The sequence below is a fragment of the Pseudomonas sp. GCEP-101 genome (assembly GCF_025133575.1).
GTDB classification, from domain to species: Bacteria; Pseudomonadota; Gammaproteobacteria; order Pseudomonadales; family Pseudomonadaceae; genus Pseudomonas; species Pseudomonas nitroreducens_B.
Map to the genome: position 1 here is coordinate 3303278 of NZ_CP104011.1, position 18775 is coordinate 3322052.

At 65.6% G+C, this 18775-nt stretch carries 19 protein-coding genes; 12 read left to right on the forward strand and 7 right to left on the reverse strand.

All coding sequences use genetic code 11. The features are described 5' to 3' along the window. The first annotated feature begins 2 nt into the window (after window positions 1-2). The 3 genes from N0B71_RS15100 to N0B71_RS15110 all read left to right on the forward strand — a co-directional run bounded on the left by N0B71_RS15100 (window position 3) and on the right by N0B71_RS15110 (window position 3007). Window positions 3-821: a carbon-nitrogen hydrolase family protein gene (locus N0B71_RS15100; RefSeq protein ID WP_259753374.1), complete on the forward strand. Its 819-nt coding sequence runs from the start codon at window positions 3-5 to the stop codon at window positions 819-821. A gap of 161 nt (window positions 822-982) precedes the next feature. Then, window positions 983-2305 (forward strand): APC family permease, encoded by a 1323-nt coding sequence (locus N0B71_RS15105; protein WP_259753375.1) that lies wholly within the window; start codon window positions 983-985, stop codon window positions 2303-2305. 57 nt (window positions 2306-2362) lie between these two features. Further along, window positions 2363-3007, forward strand: a complete 645-nt coding sequence (locus tag N0B71_RS15110; RefSeq protein WP_259753376.1) for a glutathione S-transferase family protein — start codon at window positions 2363-2365, stop codon at window positions 3005-3007. 239 nt (window positions 3008-3246) lie between these two features. Here the strand turns inward: N0B71_RS15110 and metR are convergent, their stop codons facing one another. Together metR and N0B71_RS15120 are read right to left on the reverse strand one after the other, a co-directional pair. Then, complete coding sequence (gene metR, locus N0B71_RS15115; RefSeq protein ID WP_259753377.1) at window positions 3247-4167, reverse strand: transcriptional regulator MetR; 921 nt, start codon at window positions 4165-4167, stop codon at window positions 3247-3249. Between the two features lie 100 nt (window positions 4168-4267). Beyond that, on the reverse strand, window positions 4268-4711 hold the full coding sequence (locus N0B71_RS15120; protein WP_259753378.1) for a CopD family copper resistance protein: 444 nt from the start codon (window positions 4709-4711) through the stop codon (window positions 4268-4270). 193 nt (window positions 4712-4904) lie between these two features. Between N0B71_RS15120 and N0B71_RS15125 the strand changes: the two genes are divergently transcribed. Then, window positions 4905-5900: an alpha/beta fold hydrolase gene (locus tag N0B71_RS15125; RefSeq protein ID WP_259753379.1), complete on the forward strand. Its 996-nt coding sequence runs from the start codon at window positions 4905-4907 to the stop codon at window positions 5898-5900. Between the two features lie 70 nt (window positions 5901-5970). Here the strand turns inward: N0B71_RS15125 and N0B71_RS15130 are convergent, their stop codons facing one another. From N0B71_RS15130 to N0B71_RS15140, 3 genes are all read right to left on the reverse strand, one after another. Next, window positions 5971-7284, reverse strand: a complete 1314-nt coding sequence (locus N0B71_RS15130) for an MFS transporter (RefSeq protein WP_259753380.1) — start codon at window positions 7282-7284, stop codon at window positions 5971-5973. A 286-nt stretch (window positions 7285-7570) separates the two neighbouring features. Continuing rightward, window positions 7571-8863, reverse strand: coding sequence for an HlyC/CorC family transporter (locus N0B71_RS15135; RefSeq protein WP_259753381.1), 1293 nt, complete (start codon window positions 8861-8863; stop codon window positions 7571-7573). Between the two features lie 42 nt (window positions 8864-8905). Then, the gene (locus N0B71_RS15140) at window positions 8906-9706 is read right to left on the reverse strand and encodes a cytochrome C assembly family protein (RefSeq protein ID WP_259753382.1); all 801 of its coding nucleotides are present in this window, start codon (window positions 9704-9706) and stop codon (window positions 8906-8908) included. A 221-nt stretch (window positions 9707-9927) separates the two neighbouring features. On the opposite strand from N0B71_RS15140, the gene ffh reads away from it, so the two are divergent. The 6 genes from ffh to N0B71_RS15170 all read left to right on the forward strand — a co-directional run bounded on the left by ffh (window position 9928) and on the right by N0B71_RS15170 (window position 13976). Further along, window positions 9928-11301: a signal recognition particle protein gene (gene ffh / locus N0B71_RS15145; protein ID WP_259753383.1), complete on the forward strand. Its 1374-nt coding sequence runs from the start codon at window positions 9928-9930 to the stop codon at window positions 11299-11301. 144 nt (window positions 11302-11445) lie between these two features. Continuing rightward, window positions 11446-11694: a 30S ribosomal protein S16 gene (rpsP, locus tag N0B71_RS15150; protein WP_024766882.1), complete on the forward strand. Its 249-nt coding sequence runs from the start codon at window positions 11446-11448 to the stop codon at window positions 11692-11694. Between the two features lie 14 nt (window positions 11695-11708). Beyond that, a complete protein-coding gene (gene rimM, locus N0B71_RS15155) occupies window positions 11709-12236 on the forward strand; it encodes a ribosome maturation factor RimM (RefSeq protein ID WP_259759573.1) in 528 nt (175 codons plus the stop codon). 26 nt (window positions 12237-12262) lie between these two features. Continuing rightward, entirely contained in the window at window positions 12263-13006 is a 744-nt protein-coding gene (trmD, locus tag N0B71_RS15160) for a tRNA (guanosine(37)-N1)-methyltransferase TrmD (RefSeq protein WP_205337068.1), read from the forward strand. A 43-nt stretch (window positions 13007-13049) separates the two neighbouring features. Next, on the forward strand, window positions 13050-13400 hold the full coding sequence (rplS, locus tag N0B71_RS15165) for a 50S ribosomal protein L19 (RefSeq protein ID WP_017522234.1): 351 nt from the start codon (window positions 13050-13052) through the stop codon (window positions 13398-13400). Window positions 13401-13562: 162 nt separating this feature from the next. Further along, window positions 13563-13976, forward strand: coding sequence for an acyl-CoA thioesterase (locus N0B71_RS15170; protein ID WP_259753385.1), 414 nt, complete (start codon window positions 13563-13565; stop codon window positions 13974-13976). 139 nt (window positions 13977-14115) lie between these two features. On the opposite strand, the gene N0B71_RS15175 is transcribed toward N0B71_RS15170, so the two are convergent. Together N0B71_RS15175 and N0B71_RS15180 are read right to left on the reverse strand one after the other, a co-directional pair. Beyond that, window positions 14116-14793 (reverse strand): hypothetical protein, encoded by a 678-nt coding sequence (locus N0B71_RS15175; RefSeq protein ID WP_259753386.1) that lies wholly within the window; start codon window positions 14791-14793, stop codon window positions 14116-14118. A gap of 97 nt (window positions 14794-14890) precedes the next feature. Then, window positions 14891-16735: a cation:proton antiporter gene (locus tag N0B71_RS15180; protein ID WP_259753387.1), complete on the reverse strand. Its 1845-nt coding sequence runs from the start codon at window positions 16733-16735 to the stop codon at window positions 14891-14893. 89 nt (window positions 16736-16824) lie between these two features. Here N0B71_RS15180 and xerD point away from each other — a divergent pair, with 89 nt between their 5' ends. Continuing rightward, the gene (gene xerD, locus N0B71_RS15185; RefSeq protein ID WP_259753388.1) at window positions 16825-17721 is read left to right on the forward strand and encodes a site-specific tyrosine recombinase XerD; all 897 of its coding nucleotides are present in this window, start codon (window positions 16825-16827) and stop codon (window positions 17719-17721) included. Between the two features lie 226 nt (window positions 17722-17947). Continuing rightward, window positions 17948-18676: a thioredoxin fold domain-containing protein gene (locus tag N0B71_RS15190; protein WP_259753389.1), complete on the forward strand. Its 729-nt coding sequence runs from the start codon at window positions 17948-17950 to the stop codon at window positions 18674-18676. The last annotated feature ends 99 nt before the right edge of the window (window positions 18677-18775 follow it).

Below are 18775 nucleotides of genomic sequence, written 5' to 3' on the forward strand. Positions count from 1 at the left end.
CCATGAAAGTAGAACTCGTCCAACTCGCCGGCCGTGATGGCGACGTGGCCTGGAACCTGGCCCGCACCCTGGAGGCCATCCACGCCTGCGCCGACGACACCCAGCTGGTGGTGTTCCCCGAGACCCAACTGACCGGCTTCCCCACCGCGCAGAACATCGCCGCCATTGCCGAGCCGGTGGACGGCCCCAGCGTGCAGGCCGTGCAGCAGGCCGCGCGGGAGAAGAACATCGCCGTTGCCGTGGGCTTCGCCGAAGCCGCCGACGGCCGCTTCTACAACACCACGCTGCTGATCACCCCCGAGGGCATCGCCCTGAAGTACCGCAAGACGCACCTGTGGGCGTCGGACCGCGGCATCTTCACCCCCGGCGACCGCTACGCCACCTGTCTGTGGAACGGCATCCGCGTCGGCATCGTGATCTGCTTCGACATCGAGTTCCCCGAATCCGCCCGTGCCCTGGGCCAGCTCGGCGCCGAACTGATCATCGTCACCAACGGCAACATGGACCCCTACGGCCCGACCCACCGCACTGCGATCATGGGCCGCGCCATGGAAAACCAGGCCTACGCAGTGATGGTCAACCGCGTCGGCGCCGGCGACGACGGCCTGGTATTCGCCGGTGGCAGCGCCGTGGTCGACCCCTATGGCCAGCTGATCGTCGAAGCCGGCCGCGACGAATGCCGGCAGATCGTCGAGCTGGACCTCGAACGCCTGGCGCAATCGCGCCGCGACTACAGCTACCTGGCCGAGCGCCGCTTCGTGCTGCCGGGTGAGACGCGCGAGCACGAAGGTGGCCTGCGCGAGCTGATCATTCCCGCCTGAGTTCCCTCCGGCCCCGCTGCAACGGTGCCGGGGCGCAGGGCTGCGCCGACACAGCGTCATTCCAACGTCGACGGGCGCCCCGAGCGCCCGCGAGGCCTGCGGGTGAGCGCAGGCCAGCAACCTTGTACTGCCATAACAAACACAACGCGGAGTAAGCAGTAATGGCTCGACTCAAACGAACCCTGTCGCTGGGGTCAGTGGTGCTGTTCGGCATCGCCTACATGACCCCGATCATCGTCCTCGGCACCTTCGGCATCCTCGCCGACGTCACGCGCGGCGTCGTGCCCTCGGCCTACCTCGTCGCCTCCGTGGCCATGCTCTTCACCGCGCTCAGCTACGGGCGTATGGCTGCCGCCTTCCCGGTGGCCGGCTCGGCCTACACCTACGTGCGCAAGTCCATCAGCCCGAAACTGGGCTTCCTCGCCGGCTGGGCGGTGCTGCTGGACTACCTGTTCCTGCCCATGGCCATCTGGCTGATCGGCGCGGCCTACCTGCACTCCGCGTTCCCCGCTGTGCCCCAGGCCCTGTGGGTGCTGGCGTTCATCGGCGTGACCACGGCCATCAACGTGGTCGGCCTGCGCCTGGCGAAGAACATCAATGGCGTGCTGATGCTGGTGCAGTTCCTCGTGCTGATCGCCTTCGTCGGCCTGGCCATCCACTACGTGATGGGGGACGGCAGCCGTCCGCTGTGGACGCTGGAGCCCTTCCTCAAGGAAGGCACCCAGCTGCCGCTGATCATGGGCGGCGCGGCCATCGCCTGCTATTCCTTCCTGGGCTTCGACGCCGTCAGCACCCTGACGGAAGAAACCCACGAGCCGCGCAAGACCATTCCCCGCGCCATCCTGCTGATCACCCTCATCGGTGGCGGCATCTTCATCGCCGCCAGCTATTTCGTGCAGCTGGCGCACCCCTCGGTGGAATTCCAGAACGCCGACTCCGCCGCCTACGAAATTGCCCGCAATATCGGTGGTGACCTGTTCGTCAGCTTCTTCCTGATCGGCCTGATCGTCGGCCAGTTCACCTCCGGCCTGTCGGCCCAGGCCAGCGCCTCGCGCCTGCTGTTCGCCATGGGCCGCGACGGCGTGCTGCCGCGCCCGTTCTTCGGGCGCATCAGCAAGCGCTTCGAAACCCCCGTGAACAGCATCGTGCTGTGCGGCGTGGTCGCGCTGCTGGCGCTGCACATGGATGTCACCACCTCCACCTCGTTCATCAACTTCGGCGCCTTCCTGGCCTTCAGCCTGGTGAACCTCTCGGTGATCTTCCATTACTACCTGAAGGCGGAGCGTCGCGGCCTGCGCGAGGGGGTGCTGTTCCTGCTGTTCCCGCTGATCGGCCTGCTCGCCGACCTGTGGCTGATGGTCAGCCTCGACCACCTGGCCATCTGGCTTGGCGCCACCTGGCTGGTGCTCGGCGTGATCTACCTTGCGGTGATCACCGGCGGCTTCCGCGAGCAACCGCCAGAGATGCATTTCGAGGAGGCGTGAGCCCCGCGCGGGGCTATGCTGGGGACTCCGAGCCGTGATGCCCGAGGAGATCCCGCCATGCCCCGCCTCACCCTCTACCATTCGCCCCAGACACGTTCCAGCGGCACGCTGGTGCTGCTCGAAGAACTGGGCGCCGAATACGACCTCGAACTGATCAACATGAAGGCCGGCGAGCAACGCATGCCGGCCTACCTGGCCATCAACCCGCTGGGCAAGGTCCCGGCGATCCGCATCGGCGAGTCGCTGGTCACCGAGCAGGGCGCCATCTTCATCTACCTCGCCGACCTGTTCCCCCGAGCGAATCTCGCCCCGGCCCTCGACGACCCGCTGCGCGGCCCCTACCTGCGCTGGCTGGTGTTCTATGGTTCGAGCTTCGAGCCGGCCATCGTCGACCGCGCCCTGAAACGCGACGCCGCCCCGCAGGCCATGAGCCCCTACGGCGATTACGACAGCGTGATGCGCGCCCTCGCTGAACAACTGGAAACCGGCCCCTACCTGCTGGGCAGCCGCATGACCGCCGCCGACGTGTTGTGGGGCGCGGCCCTGCGCTGGACCATCGGTTTCGGCGTGGTGCCCAAGCTGCCGGTGTTCGAGCGCTACGTGGAACTGGTGACGTCTCGCCCAGCCTTCCAGCGGGTCTGGGAGCGTGATGCGCACTGGGCGGCGGAACATGGGAAAGCGGCGGAGGGGAAGGCGCCGTGAAAGCGTGCTGGCGGAGGCTTATCGACCGGAACGATTTGAGGATTCGGTCACAGGTCGCATAGGAAAATTCCTTTTTCGATGTGGCCATATTTTCCGGTCGGACGAGGTGGTCAATCATCCCGCCAGCGCCGCGCACCCCATCGCTCGGCGCCGGCAACCATAACGACTACAAGCCGCTACTTGATTTATGTCCCCGAGGCCCTCCGCAAGGAGGGCCTTTTTTATGGGTGGCGACAGACTCAGCCCTTGGCAGCGCTGACGCCTTCCAGGGTGGCGAAGGAAGTGTCCTTGGCGGTCAGCAGGAAATCGCGCATGAACGGCGCGTCCAGCATGTCGGCGCGGATGGCGGCGAACAGTGTGCAGTACAGGCCCTTTTCCCCCAGGCGCTTGGCGGTCACGTAGCCCCGCGAGCTGTACTCGTGCAGCGCCCAGTTGGGCAGGCTGCAGACGCCGCGGCCGGACGCCACCAGCTGCATCATCATCACCGTCAGCTCCGAGGTGCGCACCTGCGCCGGTTCGACGTCGGCGGGTTCGAGGAAGCGGGTGAAGATATCCAGGCGATCGCGCTCGATGGGGTAGGTGATGAGGGTCAGGTTGGCCAGGTCTTCCGGGACGATGTAGGACTTGCCGGCCAGCGCGTGGTGGTTGTCCACCGCCAGCAGCGCCTCGTAGGTGAACAGCGGCACATAGGTGATGCCGGCGATGTCCACCGGATCGGAGGTCACCACCAGGTCCAGGTCGCCGCGCGCCAGGGCCGGCAGCGGAGCGAAGGAGAAGCCCGATGCGAGGTCCAGCTCCACCTCCGGCCAGGCGTCGCGGAACTGGTCGATGGTCGGCATCAGCCACTGGAAGCAGCTGTGGCACTCGATGGCCATGTGCAGGCGGCCGGCGGTGCCGCCGGCCAGGCGTGCCAGGTCGCGCTCCGCGCCGCGCAGTTGCGGCAGCACGGAATCGGCCAGTTGCAGCAGGCGCAGACCGGCGCTGGTGAAACGCACCGGTTTGGTCTTGCGGATGAACAGCGACAGACCCAGGCGCTCCTCCAGCTCCTTGAACTGGTGGGAGAGGGCGGACTGCGTGAGGTGCAGACGCTCGGCGGCCTCCACCAGGCTATCGGCTTCGCGCAGGGCATGCAGGGTTTTCAGGTGACGGAGTTCAAGCATGGCGCGGCCTCGCCTCACTATGAGGAAATCTTGATCAAACGGCGGAGCAATTGAGCTGGACTCATGATAAGCCCCCGGCGGGCGCTTCACCAGCCCGCCCTCAGCCACTCAGATAGAACATGCCCTTGGCCAGCAGAACGATCAGCACCACGTGGGCGAACACGCTGGAGTGGATGCGCCGGGAGCGTCGACCCGTCATGCGGCCGACGCGGAAGGAGTACAGGGCGAAGATGAAATGCCCCAGGACGCTCACCGCCAGCAGCAGCTTGAGGCTCAGCAGGGTGGCGAAGGTCGATGCCAGCGGGTCGGCGAGCAGCGGCGCATAGCGCAGGTGCAGCATGCCCAGCCCGCTGCCGAACAGCGCCAGGATCGCCCACGGCATCACCCGGCGCAGGCGCTGGCCCAGTGCGCCCTCGACCAGCCTCATCGTGCCCGGCGGCACCTGGTGGTGGATGCCCCGAAGGATCAGCACTTCGAAGAATACCGTGCCGACGAACAGGATCGCGGCGAACAGATGCAGCACCAGCAGGATGGGGTAGGCCATGGGAAACGTCCGAGTGGAGGTTTCGTATGTTCGCCAGTGGAAGGGGCGGCTTCCCTTGATCCGGATCATGGGAACGGCCGTCGCTGACCGCTCGGCGCCTTTCATCAAACTGTCACGGACCTGTGGCAGAGCGAGCGACGGAAATTCATCAGAATCGCGCTCAACTGGGGTTTTGCGTTCCGGATTTTCACTCATGCGTGCTTTTTTGCTGGCAGTCGCGCTCCTCTGCGGCTTGCCCTCCCTCACTATTGCCGCCGAGCGCTGCGACGCACGGGTGCCGACCGAGCTGGTCGACCTGGGCGACGTGCGCCTGGCCTACCAGAGCATCGGCCGCCTGCAGGACCCGACGCTGTTGCTGGTCATGGGCCTGGGCGGGCAATTGATCCACTGGCCGGACGAGGTCGTCGAGGCCCTGTGTCAGCAGGGCTTCCGGGTGATCCGTTACGACAACCGCGATGTCGGCCTGTCGTCCTGGCGCGTGCCCACACCCAGCGGCAACCTGACCTACGAAGTGATTCGCTATCGCCTCGGGCTGCCGGTCAGCGCGCCCTACAGCCTGACCGACATGGCCGGCGACGCGCTGCACCTGCTGGATGCCCTGCACGTCGAGCGCGCCCATGTGCTTGGCGCGAGCATGGGCGGGATGATCGCCCAGCACGTGGCCGACCTCGCGCCGGATCGCGTGATCAGCCTCACCCTGGTCATGACCAGCTCAGGGGCCGAGGGGCTGCCGGCGCCCAGCGAATCGCTGCTGCGCCTGCTGGCCCGGCGCGAAGCGGCCAGCCGCGAGCAGGCCATCGAGCAACAGGCCGATCTGCTCGCGGCGCTGGGCAGCCCGGAGGTGCGCGATGACCGCCAGCAATTGCTGCAGCAAGCGGCGCGCTCCTACGACCGCGCCTTCAACCCCGAAGGCGTGCAACGGCAGATGCTGGCGATCCTCGCAGAGCCCAGCCGGGTGGAACTGCTCAACCGCCTCAATGTGCCGACCCTGGTGGTCCATGGCACCGCCGATCCGCTGCTGCCCGTCATGCATGGCGTGCACGTGGCCGCGCACATTCGCGGTTCGGTGCTCAGGCTGATTCCCGGCATGGCCCACCGCTTCCAGGAAGACTTCAAGGAACCCCTGCTGGGCGCGGTGCTGCCCTACCTGCGCGAGCACCAGGGCGGCGGGCACGTGGCCCAGCTGTGAGTTTGCTGAGCTACCTGCAGGCTTGCCCGCGGTCCTGATCCTGCGGAATCCAGTCGTGCAGTTGCCTGGCTCAGCGAATATCGTTCAGGTCATCCCCGCGGGTTTCGCGCAGGCACAGCACGGCCAGCAGGCTGAGCGCGGCGGCGACCGAGACGTAGCCGCCCACCCAGCTCAAACCGCCCAGGCCCACCAGCTTCTGGGCAATGTAGGGGGCCACCGAGGCGCCGAGGATGCCGCCCAGGTTGTAGGCCGCCGAAGCGCCGGTGTAGCGCACATGGGTGGGGAAGAGTTCCGGCAGCAGGGCGCCCATGGGGGCGAAGGTCACGCCCATGAGGAAGAGTTCCAGCGACAGGAATACCGCCACTTCCACCGACGAGCCCTGGCTCAGCAGCGGCTGCATGGCGAAGCCCGAGGCGATCGCGGCGATGCAGCCGACGATCAGCACCGGCTTGCGCCCGAAGCGATCGCTCAGCCAGGCCGAGACCGGCGTCGCCGCGGCCATGAAGAGCACGGCGATGCACAGCAGGCCGAGGAAGTCCTCGCGGCTGTAGCCCAGGGTGCTGACGCCGTAGCTGAGCGAGAACACCGTGGAGATATAGAAGAGGGCGTAGCACACCACCATCGCCAGGGCGCCCAGCAGCGTCGGCCGCCAGTGCTTGGCGAACAGTTCGGCGATGGGCAGGCTGGCGCGCTCGTGGCGCTCCATGGCCTTGGCGAACACCGGGGTCTCCACCAGCTTCAGGCGTACGTAGAGGCCGACGATGACCAGCACGGCGCTGAGCACGAAGGGGATGCGCCAGCCCCAGGCGCGGAACTGTTCTTCGCTGAGCAGCATGGCCAGGCAGAGGAATAGGCCGTTGGCGGCGAGAAAACCGATCGACGGGCCCATCTGCGGGAACATGCCGAACCAGGCGCGACGGCCCTTGGGCGCGTTCTCCGTGGCCAGCAGCGCGGCGCCGCCCCATTCGCCGCCCAGCCCCAGGCCCTGGCCGAAGCGCAGCACGCAGAGCAGCATCGGCGCCCAGGCGCCAATGCTGTCGTAGCCCGGCAGCAGGCCGATCAGGGTGGTGGAGATGCCCATCAGCAGCAGCGAGGCCACCAGGGTCGACTTGCGCCCGATGCGGTCGCCGAAGTGGCCGAACAACGCCGAGCCCAGCGGGCGGGCGAGGAAGGCGATGCCGAAGGTGAGGAAGGCGCTGAGCGCCTGGGCGGTGCCGGAGGTCTGCGGGAAGAACACCGGGCCGATCACCAGTGCGGCGGCAGTGGCGTAGACGTAGAAGTCGTAGAACTCGATGGCGGTGCCGATGAAGCTGGCCACCGCGACGCGGGTGGTGGAGTTGGTCTGTTCAGCCGGTTGTGCGGCTTCGAGGGTGGCGCTGGTCATACGGGGTCGATCCCTGGCAGTCAGGCGCGGCGACGACTCTGAAGGTCGTGTCCGACGTTTCTTGAGGCATCGCCCTGGCGCGAGTGCGAGCGCGGCCCGGGATCGGGGCAGGGTGGGCGCGGCTCGCGGCGGGTCAGGGCGAGGCCGGCTGCTTCGCAAGGCAACGACGCGGGGTCGAGGCTCGGCGGGGCGTGCGTTTGACTGGCCGGCGCGGCGTCGCGGGTAGCGGCGGGCGTCGGCGGGAGGCTGGGTAAGCCGTTCGGATTATAGGGGCGGGCGGGGCGCCTCAGGCAAGCTCATCGGCGTAGGGTTCTTTCGGCGGGGCGCCGGGCAGCCAGGCGCGCACGCTTTTCACCCGGTTTTCCCCGGACTGGAGAATTTCCAGGCGGTAGCGGCCGATCTTCAGGCACACCGCGCAATCGGGAATCTGCTCCAGCGCTTCGGTGACCAGGCCGTTGAGCGTCTTAGGCCCGTCGCTGGGCAGCTGCCAGCCCAGGGCGCGATTGACGTCGCGCAGGTTGGCCGAGCCATCGATGACGTAGGTGCCGTCGGCCTGGGGGTGGATGTCCGGGTTGCGCAGGGTGTTCTGGTTGCTGAACTCGCCGACGATCTCTTCGAGGATGTCTTCCAGGGTGATGATGCCGATGACCTCGCCGTACTCGTCGACGACGATGCCGATGCGCCGCTTCTGCTTCTGGAAGTTGATCAGCTGGGTCGACAGCGGCGTGCTCTCCGGCACGAAGTAGGGCTCCAGGCACGCGGCCTTGAGGCTTTCCTTGGTCAACTGGTTGTGGGTCAGCAGGCGGGCGATCTGGCGCATGTGCACCACGCCCTCCACCTGGTTGATGTCGTTGCGGAACACCGGCAGGCGTGTGTGGGTGGTGTTGCGCAACTGGCCGATGATGGTTTCCAGCTCATCGTCCAGGTCGATGCCCTGGACTTCGTTGCGCGGCACCATCAGGTCGTTCACCGTGATCTTTTCCAGGTCGAGGATGCTCAGCAGCATGTCCTGGCGGTTGTTGGTGAGCTTCTCGCTGGAGTCGGTGACCACGCTGCGCAGCTCGTCATTGCTCAGCGGCTTGTTGCCGCGCTGGGTCGGGTCGAGGCCGCCCAGGCGCAGCAGCAGGTTGCTGATGCCGGTCATCAGCCAGAGCAGCGGGGTGAACAGCTTCTGCATCCAGATCAGCGGCAGGCTGGCGGGGAAGGCCACGCGCTCGGGGCGCAGCGCGGCGTAGGTCTTGGGGGTGATCTCGCCGAAGATCAGCAGGATCAGTGTCAGCACCACGGTGGCGACCGCCACCCCGGCTTCGCCCCACAGGCGCAGGGCCAGCAGGGTCGCCAGCGACGAGGCGATGATGTTGACGAAGTTGTTGCCGATCAGGATGGTGCCCAGCAGCCGGTCGGTGCGCAGCAACAACCAGCTGGTGCGCCGTGCGCCACGGTTGCCCTGCTTGGACAGGTGGCGCAGGCGGTAGCGGTCGAGGCTGAGCATGCCGGTCTCGACGCTGGAGAAGAACGCCGAGCAGAGGATCAGGAAGACGAGCAGGCCGATCAGGTAGCCGGGGTGGATCTCTTCCATGCGCGCAGGTCCTTCAGCGGCGCTTGGGCGCCGCCGTAAGCGTCAGATGTGCAGGATGAATTCCTTGACCAGCTTGCTGCCGAAGTAGGCCAGCATCAGCAGGCAGAAACCCGCGAGGGTCCAGCGGATCGCCTTGTGGCCGCGCCAGCCGAGCTGGTGGCGGCCCCACAGCAGCACGCCGAACACCACCCAGGCGAAGCAGGAGAGGATGGTCTTGTGCGCCAGGTGCTGGGCGAACAGGTTGTCGACGAACAGCCAGCCGGAGATCAGTGACAGCGAGAGCAGCGACCAGCCGCCCCAGAGGAAGCCGAACAGCAGGCTTTCCATGGTTTGCAGCGGCGGGAAGTTGCGGATCAGGCCCGACGGGTGCTTGTGCTTGAGCTGATGGTCCTGGACCAGCAGGAGCAGCGCCTGGACCACGGCGATGGTCAGCAGGCCGTAGGCCAGGATCGACAGCAGGATGTGGGCGAGGATGCCGGGCTGCTCGTTGATCGGCTCGATGGTGCCATGGGGCACGAGCACGGCCAGCAGGGTGGTCAGCGCGCCGAGCGGATAGAGCACGATCAGCAGGTTGTGCACCGGAATGCGCAGGCACGCCAGCAGGGTCAGGGCGGTGACCGCGGCGGAGATCAGGCTGGCGGCGTTGAAGAAGTCCAGCGCCAGGCCGGCCGGCGTCAGCAGCTCCTGGCTCAGGCTGTACGCCTGGCAGAGCAGGGCGAGCAGGCCCAGCAGGAGGAGCAGCGGTTTCTGCGGCGGGGTGCGGCGGGCCAGGCTTGCGCCCTGGTAGGCGGTGGTGCCGATATAAAGGACGGCGGCGATCAGGCTGGGCAGCAGAGGTTGCATAAGTCCTTGGAACAGTCCTTGGAAAGGGGACCCGAAAGGTCGTGAGTTTGGCACAGATCGCCCGCGCCGAGAAAGCCGTTGCGAACAGTTCGCTTCTGGCCTGCGACGCGGTCCGTCACATCGGGATCATCGGCGGTGTTGGCGCTGGCCGCACTTGGTTATAATCGGCGGCTTGCTGACAAGCCAAACCCTGGTCCGACCGGGCCTGATTAGGAACGCGCATGTTCGAAAACCTTACAGATCGCCTCTCGCAAACGCTGCGCCACGTCACCGGCAAGGCCAAGCTGACCGAGGACAACATCAAGGACACGCTCCGCGAAGTGCGGATGGCCCTGCTGGAGGCCGACGTGGCCCTGCCGGTGGTCAAGGACTTCGTCGCCAAGATCAAGGATCGCGCGGTCGGCACCGAGGTTTCCAAGAGCCTGACCCCGGGCCAGGCCTTCGTGAAGATCGTCCAGGCCGAACTGGTCGAGCTGATGGGCGCGGCCAACGAGGACCTCGACCTCAACGCCGCTCCCCCGGCCGTGATCCTCATGGCCGGCCTGCAGGGCGCGGGCAAGACCACCACCGCCGGCAAGCTGGCGCGCTTCCTCAAAGAGCGCAAGAAGAAGTCCGTGCTGGTGGTGTCCGCCGACGTCTATCGCCCGGCGGCGATCAAGCAGCTGGAAACCCTGGCCAGCGATATCGGCGTGACCTTCTTCCCGTCCGACATCAGCCAGAAGCCGGTGGCCATCGCCGAAGCGGCCATCCGCGAAGCCAAGCTGAAGTTCATCGACGTGGTGATCGTCGATACCGCCGGTCGTCTGCACATCGATGCCGACATGATGGATGAGATCAAGCAGGTCCACGCGGCGATCAAGCCGGTGGAAACCCTGTTCGTGGTCGATGCCATGACCGGCCAGGACGCCGCCAACACCGCCAAGGCCTTCAATGATGCGCTGCCGCTGACCGGCGTGGTGCTGACCAAGGTCGACGGCGACGCCCGTGGCGGTGCGGCGCTCTCCGTGCGCGCCATCACCGGCAAGCCGATCAAGTTCCTGGGCATGGGCGAGAAGAGCGAAGCGCTCGATCCGTTCCACCCCGACCGCGTGGCCTCGCGCATCCTCGGCATGGGCGACGTGCTCAGCCTGATCGAGCAGGCCGAGCAGAACATGGACCGCGAGAAGGCCGAGAAGCTCGCGAAGAAGATCAAGAAGGGCAAGGGCTTCGACCTGGAAGACTTCCGCGATCAGCTGCAACAGATGAAGAACATGGGCGGCCTGGGCAGCCTGATGGACAAGCTGCCGATGCTCGGCGGCGTCAACCTGTCGCAGATGGGCAACGCGCAGAACGCGGCGGAGAAGCAGTTCAAGCAGATGGAGGCGATCATCAACTCCATGACCCCCGCCGAGCGCCGCGATCCGGAAGTGATCAGCGGTTCGCGCAAGCGCCGCATCGCCATGGGCTCGGGGACCCAGGTGCAGGACGTCGGTCGCCTCATCAAGCAGCACAAGCAGATGCAGAAGATGATGAAGAAGGTCACCGCCAAGGGTGGCATGGCCAAGATGATGCGCGGCATGGGCAGCATGTTCCCCGGCGGCATGCCCAAGATGTGACCCCAGACGGCTCGCCGCCCGGCGGGCCGAGCGCGCTGCGGCTTGCGGCGCGGGGCTTTAGCTCATAGAATATGCGGCCTTTCGGGCTATGTGCCCGAGGGCTGCATTTCTTTTTTGCAAGCAAACCATAGGAACAACGTACGCATGGTAACCATTCGTCTGGCTCGTGGCGGCTCCAAGAAGCGCCCGTTCTATCACCTGACCGTGACCAACAGCCGCAACGCTCGTGACGGCCGTTTCGTCGAGCGCGTCGGCTTCTTCAACCCTGTCGCCACTGGCGCCGAAGTCAAGCTGTCGGTCAACCAGGAGCGTCTGAACTACTGGCTGAGCCAAGGCGCTCAACCGTCTGAGCGTGTTGCTCAGCTGATCAAGGAAGCCGCCAAGGCTGCCTGAGATCGATGAACACGATGCCTGCTCCCGCCGAGGAGATGATCGTTCTCGGCAAGATCGTATCGGTGCACGGCATTCGTGGTGAGGTGAAGGTGTATTCCTTTACCGATCCGTTGGACAACCTGCTGGATTACCGTCGCTGGACGCTCAAGCGTGGCAACGAGGTTCGACAGGCTGAACTGGTCCAAGGTCGCGTGCAGGGCAATGTCCTGGTCGCGAAGCTGAAGGGACTGGATGATCGCGAGATCGCCCGCACCTTCGCAGAATTCGAAATCCTGGTCCCGCGCAGCGAGCTGCCGGTACTGGACGATGGTGAGTTCTACTGGAGCCAGTTGGAAGGTCTCAAGGTGATCGACCAGAACGGGCAACTGTTCGGGATTCTCGACCACATGCTGGAGACCGGCGCCAACGATGTGATGGTGGTCAAGCCCTGCGCAGGCAGCCTGGACGACCGTGAACGCCTGCTCCCGTATACGGATCAGTGCGTACAAGCGGTGGACCTGGAAGCCGGTGAGATTCGGGTGGACTGGGACGCGGATTTCTAATCCCTGTGGATGAGAGCCTTCAGCCAATGTGGATAGGGGTCATCAGCATCTTTCCGGAGATGTTTCGCGCCATCAGCGACTACGGCATCACGAGTCGCGCGGTCAAGCAGGAGCTGATTCAGCTTCAGTGCTTCAACCCGCGAAGCAACACCGAGGACCGTCACCAGACGGTGGACGACCGGCCTTTCGGCGGTGGTCCCGGCATGGTGATGAAAATCAAGCCGCTCGAAGGCGCACTGGGCGATGCCCGGCAAGCCGCAGGCGGACCGGCGAAGGTGATCTACCTGTCGCCGCAAGGTCGCAAGCTGACGCAGGCGGCCGTGAAAGAACTGGCGAACGAGGAACGACTGATCCTGATCGCCGGGCGTTACGAAGGCATCGACGAGCGCTTCATTGAAGAGCATGTCGATGAGGAATGGTCAGTTGGCGATTATGTCCTGTCCGGGGGTGAGCTTCCGGCCATGGTGCTGATTGACGCGGTCACGCGGTTGTTGCCCGGTGCACTGGGCCACGTGGACTCCGCCGAGGAGGACTCCTTCACGGATGGCCTGCTCGACTGTCCGCACTACACCCGACCTGAGGTGTACGCAGACAAACGTGTTCCTGAGGTGCTGCTCAGCGGCAACCACGAACACATCCGGCGCTGGCGTTTGCAGCAGTCCTTAGGCAGGACCTGGGAACGACGTGCCGATCTTCTGGATTGCCGCTCGCTTTCTGGAGAAGAGAAGAAGCTGCTGGAGGAATACATCCGCCAGCGGGACGATAGTTAACGTATCGATGGCGAGCGCCGAGCGCTTGTCTTAGGAGCACGAAATGACCAACAAGATCATTCAGCAGATCGAAGCTGAACAGATGAGCAAAGAGATTCCGGCGTTCGCCCCCGGCGACACCGTAATCGTCCAGGTTAAAGTGAAGGAAGGCGACCGTCAGCGTCTGCAGGCCTTCGAAGGCGTTGTCATCGGCAAGCGTAACCGCGGCCTGAACAGTGCTTTCACCGTTCGCAAGATCTCCAACGGCGTAGGCGTAGAGCGTACCTTCCAGACCTACAGCCCGCTGGTTGACAGCATCAGCGTCAAGCGTCGCGGCGACGTGCGCAAGGCCAAGCTGTACTACCTCCGCGAACTGTCCGGCAAGGCAGCTCGTATCAAGGAAAAACTGGCCTAAGTCGCCGGTTCGTCCTGAAAAAAGCAGCCCCCGGGCTGCTTTTTTCTTGCCCGTGTGTTTTTCGCTCTCTCAGTGAATACCCCATCTGCCCCCGGCAGCGCATTAGAAACACAACATCCCGCAGCACCGGCAGCCACCCTCATTGCATCAGGTAGCAGTGGCATGAGCCCCAGAGAACAGGAAATCCTCCGTCGTACGGAGCTGTCCGAAACCCGCGTGACCAAGGCGATCTTCCCGCCCACCACCAACCACCACAACACGCTGTTCGGCGGCACTGCGCTGGCCTGGATGGACGAGGTCTCGTTCATCGCCGCGACGCGCTTCTGCCGCCTGCCGCTGGTGACCGTGTCCACCGACCGCATCGATTTCAAGCACCCGATTCCCGCCGGCTCCATCGTCGAGCTGATCGGCCGGGTGGTGAAGGTCGGCAACACCAGCCTCAAGGTCGAGGTGGAGGTGTTCGTCGAGAGCATGTCCGTCGACGGCCGCGAGAAGGCCATCCACGGGCTGTTCAGTTTCGTCGCCATCGACGATGAGAAGCGCCCGGTGCCTGTCCTGCCTGGCTTCGAGGACTGAAACGAAAGAAGGCGCCCGTGGGCGCCTTCGCTGATCCGTACTGGCAGGAGCGCGCTTGCTCGCGAGCCGCCTGACATTGATGTGACCGGCAAACCTGGTTCGCGAGCAAGCTCGCTCCTGCAGAAAGCCCGCCGACCTTTCAGTGCCGCAGGCTGATCTTCAGCGAGGCTTGCGACAGGTCGATGTTCTGCAGGCTCAGGCTGCCCATGCTCTGGGTCTTTGGCGCGCCGGCGACGCGGATGTTGTCGAAGCGCACCTCGCCGATGGAGCTGGGCAGGCGCACGTTGATCGAGCCGTCCGGGTTCAGCGACGAGGAGGCGTGCGCGGTGTCGTACTGCACGTCGTGCAGGGAGGTTTCCGCATCGAGGCTATCGACCACCGGCATCACCAGGCGCGACAGCTGTTTGATGGCACCGACGCCATCGCCGCTTTCGGCGCTGACCAGCAGGCTTTGCAGGGTGTCGTCGAAGCCTTGTGCGCTGACGTCGCTCATCTCGCGGTCGCTCAGCGGCTTGAGGCCCTTGGGGGCTTCATGGCGGGTGATGCTGGACGGCGCCTGGCGCTGCACATCGGCGCTGGCCAGCTGGAACGGGCTGAGCAGGGCGGCGACCAGGGTCGCCGCCAGACGCAGGTTGTTCTGCTTCTTCAGCGCGCGGCCGAGTTGCCGCTCGCTGATCCAGCCCTGCTGGATCAGGGTTTCGCCCAGGCGCAATCCGTTGGTGAGCTGGAGCTGGATGGCCTTATCCAGCTGCTGTGAGGTGATCAGGCCCTTGCTGACGAGGATCTGACCGAGGCGGGAGTTCTGTTGACTGGGCATGGCGTGGGCTTCGTGGGCGCTATGATGGCGTGTTGCAATCATTGTCTGTCAGACACTTTCTGTCACCAGCCTAAAGATAGGCTGACATGGCCGGTCGTCAGGTTGTCAGGGCCTGCGCCGTCTCGCTCCTGCTGGCAGCGGGTTCCGATGCGTCCTCGATCAGCGCAATCACCGTCCAGCCACTGGCCGGGGAGAGCGGATGGTCGGGGCTGGCGATGTGCAGGCGCCCGTTCGGATCACGAGCGAACAGCAGCAGGGCGCGCTGGCCGTGCTGCGCCTGGTATTCCGCCCAGCCAAAACTGTCGGTGAGCAGGGTGGAGCGGACCTCCGCGCCGCGGGCGATCAGCCCGGCCATCTGCGGGTAGGTGACGAGGCTCTGGCCCAGCGGGTGGCCGCGGTGGCGGTCGCTGACCCGATGCTTTTCGCTGCGCCGGCTGTCCTGGCTGGTAGGCAGGATGAAGCGATGGCGCGGGCTGAACTCGTGGCGGAAGCTCATGCACATCAGGGCGTTGAGTTCGGCGTTGGGTGAGAGCGCCAGGAGATGGCCGAGGCCGATCAGGTCCAGATGGGCCTCCGCGTGCTGCGAGGCGGGATTGCCGAAGTAGGTCGGCAGGTGCTCCATGCGCGCCGCGCGGGTGTTCTCCCAACTGGAGTCGGTGAGCAGCACCTTCACCCCGGCATTCTGCAGCCCGGTACCGATGGCGCGGGCCACGGGGTTGGCGCCGATGATGAGGAACCCGGTGGGTACCGGCTCGGCGACCTTCAGCAGCCGGGCAAGCGGGCGCGCCGTGGCGCTTTGCAGGATCACCGTGCCGATGATCACCAGGAAGGTCAGCGGCACCAGGACGCCGGCCTGGGCGTGGCCGGCCTCCTGCAGGCGAATCGCGAAGATCGCCGAGACGGCTGCGGCGACGATGCCGCGCGGGGCTATCCAGCTCAGCAGAGCGCGTTCGCGCCAGTCGAGCGAGGAGCCGGCGGTGGAAACCAGCACGGCCAGCGGACGGGCGACGAACTGGATGAGTGCCAGCACCAGCAGGGCGATCGGCCCCAGCCCGAGCAGGGCGGAGAGGTCCAGGCGCGCCGCGAGCAGCACGAAGAGGCCGGAGATCAGCAGGACGCTTAAGTTTTCCTTGAAGTGCAGGATCTGCCGTACGTCGACGCCCTGCATGTTGGCCAGGCGCAGGCCCATGACGGTCACCGCCAGCAGGCCCGATTCGGACATCAGCGTGTTGGACAGCACGAACAGGCCCAGCACCACGGAGAGCGAGGCCAGGTTGTGCAGGTAGTCCGGCAGCCAATGGCGGCGCAGCGCCACGCCCAGTGCCTGGCCGCCGAGCAGGCCGGCGATGATGCCGGTGCCGATCACGCTGAAGAAGGTCAGCAGGCTGTCGGTCCAGCCCGAGCCGCTGTCGCTGGCGGCGATGAAGGTGTAGACCACCACCGCGAGCAGAGCGCCGATGGGGTCGATGACGATGCCTTCCCAACGCAGGATGTTGGCGATGGTGGCGTTCGGGCGCACCACCCGCAGCATCGGCACTATCACCGTGGGGCCGGTGACCAGGGTGAGGGTGCCGAACAGCAGGGCCATTTCCCAGGTGAAGTCCAGCAGGTAGTGGGTCGCCAGGGCGATGACGCCCCAGGTGAGCAGGGCGCCGAGGGTGACCATGCGGCGCACTACCGTGCCGATTTCCTTCCATTCGTCCAGGTGCAGGGTCAGGCTGCCCTCGAACAGCACCAGCGCCACCGCCAGCGACACCAGGGGGAATAGCAGGGGACCGAACAGCGCTTCCGGGTTCAGCAGGTGCAGGACGGGCCCGACCAGGATGCCGCTCAGCAGCAGGAACAGGATCGCCGGCAGGCGCAGGCGCCAGGCCAGCCACTGGCTGGCGAGGGAAGCGGCGCCGATGCCGGCGAGGGCGTAGTAAGTGCTGTGTTCATCCATGGAGCGGCGAGGTCCTGCGTGAGAGTGGAGAGGAAGATGAAGGATATGAAAGACTACCCGCGCCGTAATTTCCTTCGCTCTGGCCTGAAATGACCCCGGTTCCCCATATCCTGATCGATCGCTTTCTCGATGCTCTCTGGCTGGAGAAAGGGCTGTCCGACAACACCCGCAGTGCCTATGGCAGCGACCTCGCCCTGTTCAATGGCTGGCTGGGCGAACGGGGCGTTGCGCTGGAGTCCGCCGGGCGCGACGTGATCCTCGATCACCTGGCCTGGCGCCTGGGCGAGGGCTACAAGGCGCGCTCCACGGCGCGGTTTCTTTCCGGCCTGCGCGGCTTCTACCGTTACTGTATGCGCGAGGGGCTGATCGCCGAGGATCCGACCCTGCTGGTCGAGTTGCCGCAACTGGGTAAGCCGTTGCCCAAATCGTTGTCGGAAGCGGATGTGGAAGCCCTGCTGGCGGCGCCGGAAACGGACGATCCGCTCGGCCTGCGCGACCGCACCATGCTGGAAGTCCTCTATGCCTGCGGGTTGCGCGTGAGCGAGCTGGTCGGGTTGACGCTGGAGCAGGTCAATCTGCGTCAGGGCGTGGTGCGCGTGCTGGGCAAGGGCAGCAAGGAACGCCTGGTGCCGCTGGGCGAGGAGGCGATCCGCTGGATCGAGCGCTACGTGCGCGAGGCGCGCGGCGACCTGCTGGCGGGGCGGCCCAGCGACGTGCTGTTCCCCAGCCTGCGCGGCGAGCAGATGACCCGCCAGACCTTCTGGCACCGCATCAAGCTGCACGCCAAGGTGGCCGGTATCGGCAAGAGTCTCTCGCCGCACACCTTGCGCCATGCCTTTGCCACTCATCTGCTCAATCACGGCGCCGACTTGCGCGTGGTACAGATGCTGTTGGGCCACAGCGACCTCTCCACCACGCAGATCTACACGCACATCGCCCGCGCGCGGCTGCAGGACCTCCACGCCCAGCACCATCCCCGCGGGTGAGCGGGGCTCTGGCAAGGCATGCGTTGCCCCGCGAACGACCGGCCAAGGATGGCCGGGCCGGGGTAGAGCGTGGGCAGGTTATCGCGACAGGGATGTCTACACCTTGTTCGATCTTTGCGACCAGGGTCTTAACCGCTAGCGCCGCCGAAGCTTCCGGCTACAGCCTTTGGCTCGGTCTTGCCGCACCGGTGTGGTAGTCTTCGCCGACCGACATCAGGAGTTTTCCATGCGTTTGTCCCGACTTCTGGCTGGCGCGGCCCTTGGCCTCGTCAGCACCCTCGCCCTGGCCGCCGAGCCGGACCAGGCGATCCGCACCACCCTGCAGTCCCTGCAGCCCGACCTGCCCATCGAGAACATCTCCAAGGGTCCCCTGGATGGCATCTACCAGGTGCAGCTCAAGGGCGGTCGTATCCTCTATGCCAGCGCCGACGGCCAGTTCGTCGTGCAGGGCAACATCTATCAGGTGAAGGACGGCAAGCCGACCAACCTGACCGAGAAGGCCGAGAGCGCGGGCGTCGCCAAGACCGTCAACGCCATCGCCGCGAAGGACATGGTGGTGTTCCCGGCCAAGGGCGAAACCAAGGCGCACATCACTGTCTTCACCGACACCACCTGCCCCTACTGCCAGAAGCTGCACGCTGAAGTGCCGGAACTGCAGAAGCGCGGCATCGAAGTGCGCTACCTGGCCTTCCCGCGCCAGGGCCCGAACTCGCCGGGCGACCAGCAACTGCAGGCCGTGTGGTGCTCCAAGGACCGCCAGGCAGCCATGAGCGACATGTTCCAGGAGAAGGAAGTGAAGGCCGCCAAGTGCGAGAACCCGGTGGACGCGCAGTTCGCCCTGGGCCAGATGGTCGGTGTGCAGGGCACCCCGGCGATCATCCTCGCCGACGGCACCATGCTGCCGGGCTACCAGCCGGCCGGCCAGATCGCCAAGCTGGCCCTGGAAGCCAAGTAAGTCGCGGCTTGCGCCCCGATTGACTAATGCGGAACCGCTTCGTAATGTTCGGTTCCTTTTGACTAGGGAACAGGCAGTCCGCCTGTTCCGATTTGGTGT

What these genes read in the sequence shown, in the direction of transcription:
- N0B71_RS15170 (WP_259753385.1), top strand. Translation starts at nt 13,563, where the DNA reads ATGAGCCCCAGAGAACAGGAAATCCTCCGTCGTACGGAGCTGTCCGAA.
- N0B71_RS15130 (WP_259753380.1), bottom strand. Translation starts at nt 7,284, where the DNA reads ATGACCAGCGCCACCCTCGAAGCCGCACAACCGGCTGAACAGACCAAC.
- trmD (WP_205337068.1), top strand. Translation starts at nt 12,263, where the DNA reads ATGTGGATAGGGGTCATCAGCATCTTTCCGGAGATGTTTCGCGCCATC.
- N0B71_RS15135 (WP_259753381.1), bottom strand. Translation starts at nt 8,863, where the DNA reads ATGGAAGAGATCCACCCCGGCTACCTGATCGGCCTGCTCGTCTTCCTG.
- ffh (WP_259753383.1), top strand. Translation starts at nt 9,928, where the DNA reads ATGTTCGAAAACCTTACAGATCGCCTCTCGCAAACGCTGCGCCACGTC.
- N0B71_RS15105 (WP_259753375.1), top strand. Translation starts at nt 983, where the DNA reads ATGGCTCGACTCAAACGAACCCTGTCGCTGGGGTCAGTGGTGCTGTTC.
- N0B71_RS15110 (WP_259753376.1), top strand. Translation starts at nt 2,363, where the DNA reads ATGCCCCGCCTCACCCTCTACCATTCGCCCCAGACACGTTCCAGCGGC.
- N0B71_RS15100 (WP_259753374.1), top strand. Translation starts at nt 3, where the DNA reads ATGAAAGTAGAACTCGTCCAACTCGCCGGCCGTGATGGCGACGTGGCC.
- N0B71_RS15175 (WP_259753386.1), bottom strand. Translation starts at nt 14,793, where the DNA reads ATGCCCAGTCAACAGAACTCCCGCCTCGGTCAGATCCTCGTCAGCAAG.
- xerD (WP_259753388.1), top strand. Translation starts at nt 16,825, where the DNA reads ATGACCCCGGTTCCCCATATCCTGATCGATCGCTTTCTCGATGCTCTC.
- N0B71_RS15140 (WP_259753382.1), bottom strand. Translation starts at nt 9,706, where the DNA reads ATGCAACCTCTGCTGCCCAGCCTGATCGCCGCCGTCCTTTATATCGGC.
- N0B71_RS15120 (WP_259753378.1), bottom strand. Translation starts at nt 4,711, where the DNA reads ATGGCCTACCCCATCCTGCTGGTGCTGCATCTGTTCGCCGCGATCCTG.
- N0B71_RS15180 (WP_259753387.1), bottom strand. Translation starts at nt 16,735, where the DNA reads ATGGATGAACACAGCACTTACTACGCCCTCGCCGGCATCGGCGCCGCT.
- rimM (WP_259759573.1), top strand. Translation starts at nt 11,709, where the DNA reads ATGCCTGCTCCCGCCGAGGAGATGATCGTTCTCGGCAAGATCGTATCG.
- rplS (WP_017522234.1), top strand. Translation starts at nt 13,050, where the DNA reads ATGACCAACAAGATCATTCAGCAGATCGAAGCTGAACAGATGAGCAAA.
- N0B71_RS15125 (WP_259753379.1), top strand. Translation starts at nt 4,905, where the DNA reads ATGCGTGCTTTTTTGCTGGCAGTCGCGCTCCTCTGCGGCTTGCCCTCC.
- N0B71_RS15190 (WP_259753389.1), top strand. Translation starts at nt 17,948, where the DNA reads ATGCGTTTGTCCCGACTTCTGGCTGGCGCGGCCCTTGGCCTCGTCAGC.
- metR (WP_259753377.1), bottom strand. Translation starts at nt 4,167, where the DNA reads ATGCTTGAACTCCGTCACCTGAAAACCCTGCATGCCCTGCGCGAAGCC.
- rpsP (WP_024766882.1), top strand. Translation starts at nt 11,446, where the DNA reads ATGGTAACCATTCGTCTGGCTCGTGGCGGCTCCAAGAAGCGCCCGTTC.